Origin of the sequence: Steroidobacter agaridevorans, from assembly GCF_009932555.1 — a bacterium.
GTDB lineage: Bacteria > Pseudomonadota > Gammaproteobacteria > Steroidobacterales > Steroidobacteraceae > Steroidobacter > Steroidobacter agaridevorans.
Map to the genome: position 1 here is coordinate 1 of NZ_BLJO01000018.1, position 15,698 is coordinate 15,698.

13 protein-coding genes and 1 tRNA gene are annotated in these 15,698 nt (G+C 62.8%); all 14 read right to left on the reverse strand.

What is annotated here, in order from left to right:
- Window positions 1-107: GTP-binding protein (locus tag GYH35_RS34340; RefSeq protein ID WP_161815359.1), on the reverse strand; the 107-nt coding region annotated here is incomplete at its 3' end.
- A gap of 79 nt (window positions 108-186) precedes the next feature.
- Window positions 187-2,277 carry an elongation factor G gene (gene fusA, locus GYH35_RS34345; protein WP_161816587.1) on the reverse strand — a complete coding sequence of 697 codons (2,091 nt, stop codon included), beginning with the start codon at window positions 2,275-2,277 and terminating at the stop codon, window positions 187-189.
- 63 nt (window positions 2,278-2,340) lie between these two features.
- Window positions 2,341-2,820: a 30S ribosomal protein S7 gene (gene rpsG / locus GYH35_RS34350; protein ID WP_116808904.1), complete on the reverse strand. Its 480-nt coding sequence runs from the start codon at window positions 2,818-2,820 to the stop codon at window positions 2,341-2,343.
- 67 nt (window positions 2,821-2,887) lie between these two features.
- Complete coding sequence (rpsL, locus tag GYH35_RS34355) at window positions 2,888-3,262, reverse strand: 30S ribosomal protein S12 (protein ID WP_129644597.1); 375 nt, start codon at window positions 3,260-3,262, stop codon at window positions 2,888-2,890.
- Between the two features lie 220 nt (window positions 3,263-3,482).
- Window positions 3,483-7,685, reverse strand: coding sequence for a DNA-directed RNA polymerase subunit beta' (gene rpoC, locus GYH35_RS34360; RefSeq protein ID WP_161816586.1), 4,203 nt, complete (start codon window positions 7,683-7,685; stop codon window positions 3,483-3,485).
- Window positions 7,686-7,737: 52 nt separating this feature from the next.
- Complete coding sequence (rpoB, locus tag GYH35_RS34365) at window positions 7,738-11,901, reverse strand: DNA-directed RNA polymerase subunit beta (protein WP_161816585.1); 4,164 nt, start codon at window positions 11,899-11,901, stop codon at window positions 7,738-7,740.
- 183 nt (window positions 11,902-12,084) lie between these two features.
- The gene (gene rplL, locus GYH35_RS34370) at window positions 12,085-12,468 is read right to left on the reverse strand and encodes a 50S ribosomal protein L7/L12 (protein ID WP_161816584.1); all 384 of its coding nucleotides are present in this window, start codon (window positions 12,466-12,468) and stop codon (window positions 12,085-12,087) included.
- A gap of 54 nt (window positions 12,469-12,522) precedes the next feature.
- Entirely contained in the window at window positions 12,523-13,053 is a 531-nt protein-coding gene (rplJ, locus tag GYH35_RS34375; protein WP_161816583.1) for a 50S ribosomal protein L10, read from the reverse strand.
- A gap of 284 nt (window positions 13,054-13,337) precedes the next feature.
- On the reverse strand, window positions 13,338-14,033 hold the full coding sequence (gene rplA / locus GYH35_RS34380; RefSeq protein ID WP_129644589.1) for a 50S ribosomal protein L1: 696 nt from the start codon (window positions 14,031-14,033) through the stop codon (window positions 13,338-13,340).
- A gap of 1 nt (window position 14,034) precedes the next feature.
- Window positions 14,035-14,466, reverse strand: a complete 432-nt coding sequence (gene rplK / locus GYH35_RS34385) for a 50S ribosomal protein L11 (protein ID WP_161816582.1) — start codon at window positions 14,464-14,466, stop codon at window positions 14,035-14,037.
- Window positions 14,467-14,555: 89 nt separating this feature from the next.
- Window positions 14,556-15,089 carry a transcription termination/antitermination protein NusG gene (nusG, locus tag GYH35_RS34390; protein WP_116808912.1) on the reverse strand — a complete coding sequence of 178 codons (534 nt, stop codon included), beginning with the start codon at window positions 15,087-15,089 and terminating at the stop codon, window positions 14,556-14,558.
- Window position 15,090: 1 nt separating this feature from the next.
- A complete protein-coding gene (secE, locus tag GYH35_RS34395) occupies window positions 15,091-15,468 on the reverse strand; it encodes a preprotein translocase subunit SecE (RefSeq protein ID WP_161816581.1) in 378 nt (125 codons plus the stop codon).
- Between the two features lie 28 nt (window positions 15,469-15,496).
- A tRNA-Trp gene (locus tag GYH35_RS34400) sits at window positions 15,497-15,572 on the reverse strand.
- A gap of 52 nt (window positions 15,573-15,624) precedes the next feature.
- A partial coding sequence (locus tag GYH35_RS34405; protein ID WP_202624134.1) for an EF-Tu C-terminal domain-related protein occupies window positions 15,625-15,698 on the reverse strand: 74 nt, incomplete at its 5' end.

Consider the following 15,698-nt stretch of genomic DNA (forward strand, 5'->3'; position numbering starts at 1 on the left):
ATCACCTTGGTCAGCGCGGCCGTCAACGTGGTCTTGCCATGGTCGACGTGGCCGATGGTGCCTACGTTCACGTGCGGTTTGGTGCGTTCAAATTTCTCTTTGGCCACGGCGGCGTTCCTCTATCTATAACTTTGAAAAAAAGCTCAAGTAGTCTGTCTGCTGGCGCGCTCGATTCAATGCGGGGCGTCAGCCCTTCTTGGTAATCACGTTTGCGACGTTGGTCGGCACTTCCATGTACTTGGCGAACTCCATCGTGTACGTGGCACGGCCCTGGCTCATCGAGCGCATGGACGTGGAGTACTGGAACATCTCGGCCAGCGGCACTTCGGCCGTCACGACCTTGCCGGAGATGGAATCTTCCATGCCGACGATCTGGCCGCGGCGGCGGTTCAGGTCGCCCACGATGTCGCCGTAATAATCTTCCGGCGTCACCACTTCGACTTTCATGATGGGCTCGAGGATCACCGGCTTGGCGTTGGACATCGCGTCCTTGAACGCCATCGAGCCTGCGATCTTGAACGCCATTTCGTTCGAGTCGACATCGTGATACGAGCCGTCGAACAGGGTCGCCTTCACGTCCACGACCGGGTAGCCGGCGAGCACGCCGTTCGCGGTCGCTTCCTTGATGCCCTTCTCGACCGCCGGGATGTATTCCTTCGGCACCGTGCCGCCGACGATCGCGTTGACGAACTCGAAGCCCTTGCCGGCTTCGTTCGGCTCGAGCGTGATCCAGACGTGGCCGTACTGGCCGCGGCCGCCGGACTGACGCACGAACTTGCCTTCCTGATCGACCTTGGCGCGGATGGTCTCGCGGTACGCGACCATCGGCTTGCCGACGTTCGCTTCCACCTTGAACTCGCGCTTCATGCGATCGACGATGATTTCCAGGTGCAGCTCGCCCATGCCGGCGATGATGGTCTGACCGGACTCGGGATCGCTCGACAAACGGAACGACGGATCTTCCTTCGCCAGGCGCTGCAGGGCGAGGCCCATCTTTTCCTGGTCGGCCTGCGTCTTCGGCTCGACCGCGACGGAAATCACCGGCTCCGGGAAATCCATCTTTTCCAGCTGGATGGTGTGCTCGGGATCGCACAGCGTGTCGCCAGTGATCACATCCTTCAGGCCCACGGCCGCGGCGATGTCGCCGGCGCGGACTTCTTTGATCTCGCTGCGCTCGTTGGCGTGCATCTGGAGCAAGCGGCCGATGCGCTCCTTCTTGCCCTTGCCCGGGTTGCTCACGGTGTCGCCGGAGTTGAGCACGCCGGAGTACACACGGAAGAACGTCAGGTTGCCGACGAACGGGTCGTTGAGAATCTTGAACGCGAGCGCCGAGAACTTCTCCTCGTCGCTGGCCTTGCGCGTGGCTTCTTTGCCATCGGGCAGCAGGCCTTTGACCGGCGGCATTTCCACCGGCGAGGGCATGAACTCGATGATCGCATCGAGCATGGCCTGCACGCCTTTGTTCTTGAACGCCGAGCCGCACATGCACAGCACGATCTCGTTACGGATCGAACGCTCGCGCAGGCCCTGCTTGATCTCGTCTTCGCTGAGCGTGCCGCCTTCGAGGTACTTGTTGAGCAGCGTCTCGTTGGCTTCGGCGGCCGCCTCGATCATCTTGGCGCGCCACTCCTCGCACTGTTCCTGCATGTCCTCGGGAATCTCGCGGTACTCGAAGCGAGTGCCCTGGGTGGCGTCGTCCCACCAGATTTCCTTCATGCGGATCAGATCGACCACGCCGACGAATTTGTCTTCAGCGCCGATCGGCAGCTGAATCGGCACGGGCACGCCACGCAGGCGCTGCTGGATCTGCTCGACACAACGCAGGAAGTTGGCGCCGGCGCGGTCCATCTTGTTGACGAACGCGATGCGCGGCACTTTGTATTTGTTCATCTGCCGCCAGACCGTCTCGGACTGGGGCTGCACGCCGGCCACGGCACAGAAGACCGCGACGGCGCTGTCGAGCACGCGCAGGCTGCGCTCGACTTCGATAGTGAAGTCGACGTGGCCCGGGGTGTCGATGATGTTGATGCGATGCTCGGGGAAGTTGTTCTCCATCCCCTTCCAGAAACAGGTCGTGGCGGCGGCGGTGATGGTGATGCCGCGCTCCTGCTCCTGTTCCATGTAGTCCATGACGGCCGCGCCGTCATGCACTTCACCGATCTTGTGAGATACGCCCGTGTAAAAAAGAATGCGCTCGGTCGTCGTCGTCTTGCCCGCGTCAATGTGGGCAGAGATGCCGATGTTCCGATAGCGTTCGATGGGCGTAGTACGTGCCATGGTCTCTCGAGGGTTGCGAAAGATGAGTCGCGGGTGCGACCGACATCGTTCGCACTCCGTCCATTACCAGCGGTAGTGAGCGAACGCCTTGTTCGCTTCCGCCATACGGTGCGTGTCTTCACGCTTGCGCACGGCCGAACCGCGGTTTTCGGAAGCGTCCAGCAGCTCGGCCGCGAGACGTTGCGCCATCGACTTCTCGCTGCGCGCCGAGGCGGCTTCGATCAGCCAGCGCATGGCCAATGTCTGGCGGCGGGCCGAACGAACTTCAACGGGCACCTGGTAGGTGGCGCCACCGACGCGGCGGCTCTTCACCTCGACCGTCGGCTTGACGTTGTCCAGCGCCTGGGTCAGCAACTCGATCGACTGCTCGTTCGGCTTGCCGGTCTTCTCGGTGATGCGATCGACCGCGCCGTACACGATCTTTTCCGCGACCGACTTCTTGCCGCGCTCCATGACCATGTTGACGAACTTGGCCAGCAGCAGGCTGTTGAAACGCGGATCGGGAAGAATCGTGCGGGTCGGGGCCGAGGCTCTACGAGACATAACGGTACTACCTTCAAATTGTCTATGTGCACGCGTTCAGCGCGCGCAGTGGTGGGTGGCGCCGCGGTTATTTCTTCGGGCGCTTCGCGCCGTACTTCGAACGGCCCTGACGGCGGTCGTTGACGCCCGCGCAGTCGAGGGTGCCGCGCACCGTGTGATAGCGCACGCCCGGGAGGTCTTTCACACGACCGCCGCGGATCAGCACCACCGAGTGTTCCTGCAGGTTGTGGCCTTCGCCGCCGATGTAGCTGATGACCTCGAAGCCATTGGTCAGGCGCACCTTGGCGACCTTACGCAGGGCGGAGTTCGGCTTTTTCGGCGTCGTCGTGTACACGCGCGTGCAAACCCCGCGCTTCTGCGGGCAGGCAGCGAGCGCGGGCACCTTCGTCTTGTAATTCGGCGAAGTGCGCGGCTTACGGACGAGCTGACTGATACTGGCCATAACCTAATGATTCCTAGAGAGAACACGAAGCCGCCTAGCGGTTGGGCTGAGGCGGCCTAAGTAAATTCGGGTGACTGGCGGGCGGAGGATGGTCGACGCCGGCCTAATCAAAGGCGCGGGATTGTAGGAATGTGACCCTGCAGTGTCAACGGCTTAGAGCCCCGACACAGCGATTCTTAAGGGTTTGGCGGGGAAGGTACCCCTTCCCCGCCCCAGTTCCTTACTCCGCCGAGGCCTCGTCCGACACTGACTCCTCGGTATCCACGCCACCGCCGCCCATATCCATGAAGCCGCGGCCCGTCCCGGAGTCCCGGCGACGACGACGCGAGTGGTAGAACGAGCCCGTGCCCGCCGGGATGAGCCGGCCGACGATGACGTTCTCCTTCAAGCCACGCAGGTCGTCCTTCAGGCCGCGCACGGCCGCTTCGGTCAACACGCGGGTGGTCTCCTGGAAGGAGGCCGCGGAGATGAACGACTCGGTCGCCAGCGACGCCTTGGTGATGCCCAGCAGCACCGGCTCCAGACGCGCCGGAATCTTGCCTGCTTCCTCGGTGCGCTCGTTGACGTCCGTGACCCGGGCGCGGTCCAACTGCTCGCCGCGCAACAGGGTCGTGTCGCCGGCATGGGCAATTTCGACCTTGCGCAGCATCTGGCGGATGATCACTTCAATGTGCTTGTCGTTGATCTTCACGCCCTGCAGCCGGTACACGTCCTGGATTTCGCGGACCAGGTAGTTGGCCAGCGACTCCACCCCCTGCAAGCGCAGGATGTCGTGCGGGTTCGGCTCGCCGTCGGCGATCACTTCGCCGCGCTCCACCTGTTCGCCTTCGAACACGTTCAGGTGACGCCACTTCGGAATCAGCTCCTCGTGCTTCTCGCTCTGCTCGTCGGTGATGATCAAGCGGCGCTTGCCCTTGGTCTCCTTACCGAAGCTCACCGTGCCCGAGTACTCGGCGAGGATCGCTGAGTCCTTCGGCTTGCGGGCTTCGAACAGGTCCGCGACGCGCGGCAGACCGCCGGTGATGTCGCGGGTCTTCGACGACTCTTGCGGGATACGCGCGATAACGTCGCCGACCGACACCTTCGCACCGTCTTCCAGGCTCACGATGGCGCCCGTGGGCAGCGCGTACACGGCCGGAATATCGGTGTTCGCGAACGTGACTTCCTTGCCCTTGGCGTTGACCAGTCGCACGACCGGACGCAGGTCCTTGCCGCCCGAGCTGCGCTGCTTCGGATCCATCACGACCGTGGACGACAGGCCGGTCACTTCGTCGACCTGGCTCTGCACGGTCACGCCGTCGATGAAGTCCTGGAACTTGATGAAGCCCGCCACTTCGGTCACGACCGGGTGGGTGTGCGGGTCCCAGGTGGCCACGATCTGGCCGGGCTCGATCGGATCGCCGTCCTTGACCGTGATCACGGCGCCGTACGGGATCTTGTAACGCTCACGCTCGCGACCGAACTCGTCGACCACGCCGAACTCGCCGGAGCGCGAGGTCGCGACCCAGTGGCCCTTCTCGTGGTGCACGGTCTTGAGGTTGTGGAGACGCGCGGTGCCCTTGCCCTTCGCTTCCACGGAGTTCGCGGCAGCAGCTCGAGACGCCGCACCACCGATGTGGAACGTACGCATCGTCAGCTGCGTGCCAGGCTCACCGATGGACTGCGCGGCGATGACGCCGACCGCTTCACCCATGTTGATGCGGTGACCACGCGCGAGGTCGCGGCCATAGCACTGAGCGCACACGCCGTAGCGGGTTTCGCAGGCGATGGGCGAACGCACCTTCACCTGGTCCACGCCTTCGCTTTCGAGCACCTTGACCAGCGCTTCGTCGATCAGCGTGCCGGCTTCGATCACGACGCCGTCGCCGCTCGGCTTGAGCACATCGACCGCGGCCACGCGGCCGAGCACGCGCTCGCCGAGGCCTTCGACCACGTCGCCGCCTTCGACGATCGGAGCCATGGTCAGGCCGTTGTTGGTGCCGCAGTCCTCTTCCGTGACCACCAGGTCCTGCGCCACGTCGACCAGACGACGGGTCAGGTAACCGGAGTTCGCGGTCTTCAACGCGGTATCGGCCAGACCCTTACGGGCGCCGTGCGTCGAGATGAAGTACTGCATGGCGTTCAAGCCTTCACGGAAGTTCGCCGTGATGGGCGTCTCGATGATGGAGCCGTCCGGCTTGGCCATCAGGCCGCGCATACCGGCGAGCTGACGGATCTGGGCCGCGCTACCGCGGGCGCCCGAGTCGGCCATCATGTAAATCGAGTTGAACGACTTCTGCGTGACCGTCTGGCCCTTGGAGTTCACGACGTCTTCGACGCCGAGCTTGTCCATCATGGCCTTGGCCACCTGGTCGTTGGTGCGCGACCAGATGTCGACGACCTTGTTGTAGCGCTCGCCGTTGGTGACCAGACCCGAAGCGTACTGCTCCTGAATCTCCTTCACTTCACGCTCGGCGCCGCCCAGGATGCGGCCCTTCTGCTGAGGCACGACCATGTCGTCGACGCCGATGGACACACCGGCGCGCGTCGCATACGCGAAGCCCGTGTACATCAGCTGGTCGGCGAACACGACGGCTTCCTTCAAGCCGACACTTCGATAGCAGAGGTTGATGACGCCCGAGATGGCCTTCTTGGTCATGTCGCGGTTCACGACATCGAACGACATGCCCTTCGGCAGGATCTCGGACAGCAACGAACGACCGACGGTCGTCGCGACGACGCGGACACGCGGACGGAAGTTGCCTTCCTCGTTCTTGACGTACTCGGTGATGCGGACCTTCACCTTGGCCTGCAGGTCGGCATAGCGGCTCTCATAGGCGCGATGCACTTCCTGCACGTCGGTGAACAACATGCCCTCGCCCTTCGCATTCACGCGCTCGCGAGTCATGTAGTACAGACCGAGCACCACGTCTTGCGAGGGCACGATGATCGGGTCGCCGTTGGCGGGCGACAGAATGTTGTTGGACGACATCATCAGCGCGCGGGCTTCGAGCTGCGCTTCCAACGACAGCGGCACGTGCACCGCCATCTGGTCGCCGTCGAAGTCGGCGTTGAACGCCGTACACACCAGCGGATGCAGCTGGATAGCCTTGCCTTCGATCAGCACCGGCTCGAACGCCTGAATGCCCAGACGGTGCAGGGTCGGCGCGCGGTTCAGCAGCACGGGATGTTCGCGAATGACTTCTTCGAGAATGTCCCACACTTCCGGACCTTCACGCTCCACCATGCGCTTGGCGGCCTTGATGGTCGAAGCTTCGCCGCGCAGCTGCAGCTTGGAGAAGATGAAGGGCTTGAACAGCTCCAGCGCCATCTTCTTCGGCAGACCGCACTGATGCAGGCGCAGCGTCGGACCGACCACGATGACCGAACGGCCAGAGTAGTCGACGCGCTTGCCGAGCAGGTTCTGACGGAAGCGGCCCTGCTTGCCCTTGATCATGTCGGCCAGCGACTTCAGCGGACGCTTGTTCGTGCCGGTGATGGCGCGGCCGCGGCGGCCGTTGTCGAGCAGCGCGTCCACCGCTTCCTGCAACATGCGCTTTTCGTTGCGCACGATGATGTCCGGCGCGTTCAACTCGAGCAGTCGGCGCAGACGGTTGTTACGGTTGATGACGCGGCGATACAGATCGTTCAGATCGGACGTCGCGAAGCGGCCGCCATCCAGCGGCACCAGCGGACGCAGATCCGGCGGCAGCACCGGCAGCACGGTCATGACCATCCACTCCGGCTTGTTGCCGGACTCGATGAACGACTCGAGCAGCTTCAGGCGCTTGGTGAGGCGCTTGATCTTGGTTTCGGAGTTCGTGCCGAGGATCTCTTCGCGGACCTTGAGCACTTCCTGCTGCAGGTCCAGCGACTTCAACAGCTCGTACACGGCTTCGGCGCCCATGCGGGCGTCGAACTCGTCGCCGTGCTGCTCGATCGCTTCCAGATACATTTCGTCGGTCAGCAACTGGCCGCGCTGCAGCTGGGTCATGCCCGGCTCGATCACCACGAACGCCTCGAAATACAGCACGCGCTCGATTTCACGCAGCGTCATGTCGAGCATCAGACCGATGCGCGACGGCAGCGACTTCAGGAACCAGATGTGAGCGGTCGGGCTGGCGAGCTCGATGTGGCCCATGCGCTCGCGGCGCACCTTGGACTGGGTCACTTCGACGCCGCACTTTTCGCAGACCACGCCGCGATGCTTCAGGCGCTTGTACTTGCCGCACAAGCACTCGTAGTCCTTCACCGGTCCGAAGATCTTGGCGCAGAACAGGCCGTCGCGTTCCGGCTTGAACGTACGGTAGTTGATGGTCTCCGGCTTCTTCACTTCGCCAAACGACCACGAGCGGATCATTTCGGGCGAAGCGAGCCCAATCCGGATGGAATCGAAGTTCTCGACCGGAGTGTGCTGCTTAAAGAGCTTTAGCAAATCTTTCATGTGTCACCTACTGAGTGTTGCCTGAGAGTGAGTCGTAAATCCCATCCGGGAATTACTTGTCGCTCTCCTGCTCCAGCTCCATGTTGATGCCCAGCGAACGGATTTCTTTCACCAGCACGTTGAAGGATTCGGGCATGCCGGCCTTCATCTCGTGGTTGCCGTCGACGATGGCCTTGTACATCTGCGTGCGGCCGTTCACGTCGTCGGACTTGACGGTGAGCATTTCCTGCAGCGTGTACGAAGCGCCATACGCTTCCAGCGCCCAGACTTCCATTTCGCCGAAGCGCTGACCGCCGAACTGCGCCTTGCCACCCAGCGGCTGCTGCGTGACCAGCGAGTACGGGCCGGTCGAGCGGGCGTGCATCTTGTCGTCGACCAGGTGGTTGAGCTTCAGCATGTACATATAGCCCACCGTCACCTGACGCTCGAAGCGCTCGCCGGTGCGACCGTCGAACAGCGTCGTCTGGCCGCTGGCCGGCAGATCCGCCAGCTCCAGCATGCGCTTGATTTCCTCTTCGGCCGCGCCGTCGAACACCGGCGTCGCCATCGGCACGCCGTGCCGCAGGTTGCCGGCCAGCGCGATGATCTCGTCGTCGGTCAACGAAGCGATGTCGGCCTTCTGGCCGCCCGACTTGTTGTAGACCTCGTCGAGGAAGCCGCGGATCTGCGTGGCGCGCTCGGCAGCCATGCTGTCGAGCATGCGGCCGATCTTGTGGCCGATGCCCTTGGCCGCCCAGCCCAGGTGCGTCTCGAGGATCTGACCGATGTTCATACGCGAAGGCACGCCCAGCGGATTGAGCACGATGTCGACCGGCGTGCCGTTCTCGTCGAACGGCATGTCTTCCACCGGGATGATGGTGGACACGACACCCTTGTTGCCGTGGCGGCCGGCCATCTTGTCGCCCGGCTGCACGCGGCGCTTCACGGCCAGGTACACCTTGACCATCTTCAGCACGCCCGGAGCGAGGTCGTCGCCCGCGGTGATCTTGGCGCGCTTCTCGTCGAAGCGCTTCTCGAACTCCTTGCGCTGCGCCTTCAGGCGCTCGGCGGCGCTCTCGACGACGGCGTTCTCTTCATCGTCCTGCAGACGAATTTCCAGCCACTGCTCGCGCGGCATGCTGGCGAGATAGCTCTCGTCGATGACGGTGCCAGCCTTGAGCTTCTGCGGACCCGCCGAAGCCGGCTTGCCGAGCAGCACGCTCTGGACACGCTGGAACAAGTCGTCCTCGAGAATGCGGCGCTGGTCTTCCAGGTCCTTGCGGACCTTCTCCAGCTCCGACTTCTCGATCGACAACGCACGGCTGTCCTTCTCGACGCCGTCGCGCGTGAACACGCGCACGTCGATCACCGTGCCGTCCATGCCCGGAGGCACTCGCAGCGAGGTGTCCTTAACGTCGGACGCCTTCTCACCGAAGATGGCGCGCAGCAGCTTCTCTTCCGGCGTCAGCTGGGTCTCGCCCTTCGGCGTGACCTTGCCGACCAGAATGTCGCCGGCCTTCACTTCGGCGCCGATGAACGCGATGCCCGCTTCGTCCAACTTGGCGAGCGCGATGTCACCGACGTTCGGAATGTCGGCGGTGATTTCTTCGGGGCCCAGCTTGGTGTCGCGAGCGACGCAGGTGAGCTCTTCGATGTGAATGGTCGTGAAGCGGTCGTCATGGACGACGCGCTCCGAGATCAGGATCGAGTCTTCGAAGTTGTAGCCGTTCCAGGGCATGAACGCGACCAGCAGGTTCTGGCCCAGCGCCAGCTCGCCGAGGTTGGTGGACGGGCCGTCGGCCAGCACGTCGCCGCGCGCGATCACGTCACCCGCCTTCACCAGCGGACGCTGGTTGATACAGGTGTTCTGGTTGGAACGCGTGTACTTGGTCATCGAGTAGATGTCGACGCCGGCTTCCGACGCAGACGTTTCAGCATCGTGCACGCGAACGACGATACGCGACGCGTCGACGGAGTCGATCACGCCGCCACGGCGCGCGACCACGGTCACGCCCGAGTCGATCGCCACAGCGCGCTCCATGCCGGTGCCGACCAGCGGCGTCTCGGCACGCAGCGTCGGCACGGCCTGACGTTGCATGTTCGAGCCCATCAACGCGCGGTTCGCGTCGTCGTGCTCGAGGAACGGAATCAGCGAGGCGGCCACCGACACGATCTGCTTCGGCGACACGTCCATGTACTGAATCTTGTCCGGCGAGGACAGCATGAACTCGTTCAAGTGACGGCACGACACCAGGTCGTCGACGAACTGCGACTTCTCGTTGAGCGTCGCGTTCGCCTGCGCGATCACGTACTGGCTTTCTTCGATGGCCGACAGGTAGTCGATCTCTTCGCCGACCACGCCGTCCACGACCTTGCGATACGGCGTCTCGAGGAAGCCGTAGTCGTTGGTGCGGGCGTACACGGACAACGAGTTGATCAGACCGATGTTCGGACCTTCAGGAGTTTCGATCGGGCACACGCGGCCGTAATGCGTCGGATGCACGTCACGGACTTCGAAGCCCGCGCGCTCGCGCGTCAGGCCGCCTGGGCCGAGCGCGGACACGCGACGCTTGTGCGTCACTTCCGACAGCGGGTTGTTCTGGTCCATGAACTGCGACAGCTGCGAGGAGCCGAAGAATTCCTTCACCGCCGCCGCGACCGGCTTGGCGTTGATCATTTCCTGCGGCATCAGGCCTTCGGACTCGGCGAGCGTCAGACGCTCCTTCACGGCGCGCTCGACGCGCACCAGGCCGATGCGGAAGGCGTTCTCCGCCATTTCGCCGACCGAGCGCACGCGACGGTTGCCCAGGTGATCGATGTCGTCGACCTGGCCGTTGCCGTTGCGGATGTCGCACAGCTCCTTGATGACCGCGATGATGTCCGAGGTATCGGTGTACTTCTCGACGAGCTCCTTCGAGAACTCATCCGTGCGCTTCGAGAAGTGCGCGGCGTCGTACAGGATGCCCGGGCCGACGATCTCTTCACGGTGCACGCGACGGTTGAACTTCATGCGGCCCACGGCCGACAGGTCGTAGCGCTCGGCATTGAAGAACAGGTTCTGGAACAGGTTCTCGGCCGCATCCTTGGTCGGCGGCTCGCCCGGACGCATCATGCGGTAGATCTCGACCAGCGCCTCGAGGCGCGTGCGGGTCGGATCGATGCGCAGCGTGTCGGAGATGTACGGGCCGCGATCCAGATCGTTCACGTACAGCGCGCGGATTTCGGTCACGCCCGCTTCGATCAGCTTGTCGATCACGGTGACGGTCAGGATCTCGTTGGCCTTGGCCAGGATCTCGCCGGTCTCGGTGTTGAACACGTCGTGCGCCAGGATCTTGCCGACCAGGTATTCCTTCGGCACTTCCAGGCTGGTGACGTTCTTCTGCTCGAGCTGGCGCACGTGACGCGCAGTCACGCGGCGGCCTTCCTCGACGATGACTTCTTCGCCGATCTTGATGGTGAACGACGCGGTCTCGCCGCGCAGGCGGGCCGGGATCAGTTCGAATTCAATCTTTTCCTTCGACAGCCGATAGGTGTTCTTGTCGAAGAACATGTCCAGCATCTGCTCTTCGGTGTAGCCGAGAGCGCGCAGGATGATGGTGACCGGCAGCTTGCGGCGGCGGTCGATACGCGCGAACACGCAGTCCTTCGGGTCGAACTCGAAATCGAGCCACGAGCCGCGATAAGGAATGATGCGCGCGGAGAACAGCAGCTTGCCCGAGCTGTGGGTCTTGCCGCGGTCGTGATCGAAGAACACGCCCGGCGAACGGTGCAGCTGGGACACGATGACGCGCTCGGTGCCGTTCACGACGAAGGTGCCGTTGTCGGTCATCAGAGGCATTTCGCCCAAGTAGACTTCCTGCTCGCGGATGTCCTTGACGGTCTTCTTGGTCGGGGTCGACGTCTCTTTATCGTAAACAACCAGGCGTACCTTCACGCGCAGCGGGGCTGCGTAGGTGAGGCCGCGCATCTGGCACTCCTTCACGTCGAATACCGGATCGCCGAGGCGATAGCTCACGTATTCGAGAATGGCGTTGCCGGAATAGCTGGTGATCGGAAACACGCTCTTGAACGCAGCGTGCAGGCCAGCGTCCGCCCGAGCCATCTCGGGCGCATCGGCTTGTAGGAACTTGCGGTACGAGTCGAGCTGGATCGCCAGCAGGTATGGCACCTCGAGGATGCTTTCCCGCTTGCCGAAGTCCTTACGGATACGCTTCTTCTCGGTGAACGAATAGGCCATCTGGGTCACCCTTGCCGAATCTGATTAGAGAGTTCAGGGCTTCGAAACTGAACTGGGGAGGCCACCCGACGTTGGGCCGCCGCCACAAAAGACAATAGGAAAGCACGGCGGACGGAGCCCGCTCCGCCGCCGCGCCTTCCAGGTACCGGTAAAAGTACGCTCAACAAAACTCCGCGAACGAGATTACTTGATCTCCGCAGCGGCGCCGGCCTCTTCCAGCTTCTTCTTGATCGATTCCGCTTCGGCCTTCGGCACGCCGTCCTTGACCTGCGAGGGCACGCCTTCGACCAGGTCCTTGGCTTCCTTCAAGCCCAGGCCCGTGATCTCGCGGATGACCTTGATGACGCCGACCTTGTTGGCGCCGAAGCTGGTCATGGTGACGGTGAACTCGGTCTTCTCTTCGGCGGCCGGAGCGGCAGCGCCACCGGCAGCAGGAGCAGCGGCCACGGCGACGGCGGCAGCGGCGCTCACGCCCCACTTCTCTTCCAGCGCCTTGACCAGGTCGACCACTTCCAACACCTTCAGTTGGGACAGCGCGTCGATCAGTTCTTCTTTCGAAATAGCCATTTGAATAACTCCAAAAGTTAGATGATGTAACCGTAATCGAATCGGGCGGGCCGCTTACGCGGACGCGCCGAGCTTGTCCTTCTGCGCGGCCAACACACGCACCAGCTGGGCGTGAGGTTCGTTGATCGTGCGGACAAACTGACTCATCGGGGCCTGCAGCAGTCCCAACAGGGATGCGCGAGCCGCTTCGAGCGTCGGCAGGCTGGCGACGCGGTCCAAGTCCTTCGCCGTGAGCAACGCGCCGCCGAGCGACACTACGGTCGTCACCAGCTTGTCGTTGGTCTTTGCGAAGTCCTTGACCAGTCGGGCAGCAGCACCCGGGTCTTCCTTCGAGAACGCGAGAACCAGCGGGCCTTTCAGGCTCTTGCCGACCACTTCGAATTGAGTGCCGGCGATCGCCTTGCGGGCCAACGTGTTCTTCACCACTCGCAGGTAGACACCGGATTTGCGAGCCTTGGTCCGCAGTTCGGTCATCTGCGAAACCTTCAGCCCGCGGTATTCCGCGGCCACCACGGACTGCGCAGTTGCAGCTACCGCGGCGACTTCGGCTACCAGCGCCTTCTTGTCATCGAGTCTGAGCGCCATGATTTCCTCCTGGCGTGAAGAGCGTTAACACGAACGGATGCGCCTCCTTTCGCATCCACCCTGACCGCCTTTTCCCGTTGCCGGGAAGTGCGGCCTGACGGCGCCCTTCAGCGGAGAATCACGACCTTGCGGTCGTGAGCACCGATTCGGGTAACACCATCTGCGCAGGCATCATTAAGGACTCACATCCACCTGCGGTCTTCGATGTGGGCCTGTCTCGCGACAGGCCATCATCAATCGAAAGCGAGTACTCACCGTGAAGTGAGTACCCGCTGGAAACAAACTTAAATCGACAGCGAGGACTGCTCGACCGGCACGCCTGGACCCATCGTCGAAGACACGGAGATCTTCTTCAGATAGATGCCCTTGGCGGCGGCGGGCTTGGCCTTCTGCAGGTCCGCGAGCAACGCTTGCAGATTTTCCTTGAGCTTGGCCGCGTCGAAATTCGCCTTGCCGATCGTGCAGTGAACGACACCGGCCTTGTCGGAGCGGTAGCGCACCTGACCGGCCTTGGCGTTCTTGACGGCGTCAGCGACGTTCGGCGTCACGGTGCCCACCTTCGGGTTCGGCATCAGGCCGCGAGGACCGAGGATCTGACCGAGCTGACCGACGACGCGCATCGCATCCGGAGAAGCGACCACCACGTCGAAATCCATCTGGCCGGCCTTCACCTTCTCGGCGAGGTCTTCCAGGCCGACGATGTCGGCGCCGGCGGCGCGGGCCGCATCCTGGTTCTTGCCGGAGGTGAACACGGCGACACGCACCGTCTTGCCGATACCGTTCGGCATCACCGTCGAACCGCGGACCTGCTGGTCCGACTTCGAGGCATCGATGCCGAGGTTCACGGCCACATCGACGGACTCGGCGAACTTCGCCTTGGCGAATTCCTGCACGAGGCCCAGGGCCACATCGATCGGATACACCTTGCCCGGCTCAATCTTGTTCGACCAGGCCTTCAAACGCTTAGCTACGAACGGCATGTCACACGCCCTCCACGTCAACGCCCATGCTGCGCGCAGTGCCCGCGACGGTGCGGACTGCGGCTTCCAGATCCGCGGCCGTCAAATCCGGCTGCTTGATCTTGGCGACGTCTTCGAGCTGCTTGAGGCTGATCTTGCCGACCTTGTTGGTATTGGGCGTGCCGCTGCCTTTCTCAATGCCGATGGCCTTGCGGATCAGCACCGACGCCGGCGGCGTCTTGAGAATGAAGGTGAAGCTGCGATCGCTGTACACAGTGATCACAACCGGGGTCGGCAGACCCTTTTCCAGGCTCTGCGTCTGCGCGTTGAACGCTTTGCAGAATTCCATGATGTTGACGCCCTGCTGACCCAGCGCCGGACCGACCGGCGGGCTCGGGTTCGCCTGGCCTGCAGGAATCTGCAGTTTGATATAGCCAGTGACTTTCTTGGCCATGATGCTCTCCGGGTGCAAACGCTACTCATGCGAGTAGCTCCCCATCGTGTGCCAGCGACCGCTGGCGGTTTAACAACAGGTCGAGCGGCTTACGCCTTCTCCACCTGACTGAAATCCAATTCCACCGGCGTCGAACGGCCGAGGATCTGCACCGCCACTTGCAGGCGGTTCTTTTCGTAATTGACCGACTCGACCACGCCGTTGAAGTCGTTGAACGGGCCGTCGATGACGCGCACCACTTCGCCGGGCTCGAACAGCACCTTGGGCTTGGGCTTGTCGATGCCCTCTTCGACGCGCCGGAGGATGCTCATCGCTTCCTTCTCGGTGATCGGCGCGGGCTTTTCCGGCGTGCCGCCGATGAAGCCGAGCACCTTCGGCACTTCCTTCACGAGGTGCCAGGTCGCTTCGTCCATCTCCATCTGCACCAGCACGTAGCCGGGATAGAACTTGCGCTCGCTCTTGCGCTTCTGACCGTCGCGCATCTCGACCACTTCTTCGGTCGGCACCAGGATCTCGCCGAACTTGTCCTGCAGGCCCTGCATTTTGATGCGGTCCTTCAAGCCCTCGGCAACGCGATGCTCGAAGTTGGAATAGGCGTGCACGACGTACCAACGCAAAGCCATGTCAACCTCCGCGCCCGGTCAGCCACTTCGTGAGGAAGCCGAGCAGCGTGTCCACGCCCCAGAAAAACAAACCGAGCACGAGGATCATGACGAACACCACCAGGGTGACCTGCCAGGTCTCCTGCGTGCTGGGCCATACCACCTTGCGCAGCTCGACGCGCGAGCTCTGCACGAACTGCCAGAACGTCTTGCCCTGATAGGACTGCAGACTGACCAGCGCACCGGCGATCAAGGCCGCCAGCACGATGATCCAGCGCAGCCAGATCGGCAGGTCGACCAATAGATAGAAGCCCGCGATGCCGGCCGCCAGAATGACGACGCCCGCAGCGAGCTTCAGCGCATCCAGCGCTGTGGCATTTTCCTGTACTTGGTCAGTCATTACGTAACTGCGTTCGTGTTGCCGAGTCTGGCAGGCCAGGAGGGAATCGAACCCCCAACCTGCGGTTTTGGAGACCGCCGCTCTGCCAATTGAGCTACTGGCCTAGACTTTTCAATGAAAGGCGGAAGCCGAACGGCTTCCGCCCCTATCGACCGATTACTTGATGATCTTGGCGACGACGCCGGCGCCGACCGTCTTGCCGCCTTCACGGATGGCGAAGCGCAGGCCTT

Excerpts from the sequence above, each read along its gene's own strand:
- fusA (WP_161816587.1), bottom strand. The coding sequence starts at position 2,277 with ATGGCACGTACTACGCCCATCGAACGCTATCGGAACATCGGCATCTCT.
- rpsG (WP_116808904.1), bottom strand. The coding sequence starts at position 2,820 with ATGTCTCGTAGAGCCTCGGCCCCGACCCGCACGATTCTTCCCGATCCG.
- rpsL (WP_129644597.1), bottom strand. The coding sequence starts at position 3,262 with ATGGCCAGTATCAGTCAGCTCGTCCGTAAGCCGCGCACTTCGCCGAAT.
- rpoC (WP_161816586.1), bottom strand. The coding sequence starts at position 7,685 with ATGAAAGATTTGCTAAAGCTCTTTAAGCAGCACACTCCGGTCGAGAAC.
- rpoB (WP_161816585.1), bottom strand. The coding sequence starts at position 11,901 with ATGGCCTATTCGTTCACCGAGAAGAAGCGTATCCGTAAGGACTTCGGC.
- rplL (WP_161816584.1), bottom strand. The coding sequence starts at position 12,468 with ATGGCTATTTCGAAAGAAGAACTGATCGACGCGCTGTCCCAACTGAAG.
- rplJ (WP_161816583.1), bottom strand. The coding sequence starts at position 13,053 with ATGGCGCTCAGACTCGATGACAAGAAGGCGCTGGTAGCCGAAGTCGCC.
- rplA (WP_129644589.1), bottom strand. The coding sequence starts at position 14,033 with ATGCCGTTCGTAGCTAAGCGTTTGAAGGCCTGGTCGAACAAGATTGAG.
- rplK (WP_161816582.1), bottom strand. The coding sequence starts at position 14,466 with ATGGCCAAGAAAGTCACTGGCTATATCAAACTGCAGATTCCTGCAGGC.
- nusG (WP_116808912.1), bottom strand. The coding sequence starts at position 15,089 with ATGGCTTTGCGTTGGTACGTCGTGCACGCCTATTCCAACTTCGAGCAT.
- secE (WP_161816581.1), bottom strand. The coding sequence starts at position 15,468 with ATGACTGACCAAGTACAGGAAAATGCCACAGCGCTGGATGCGCTGAAG.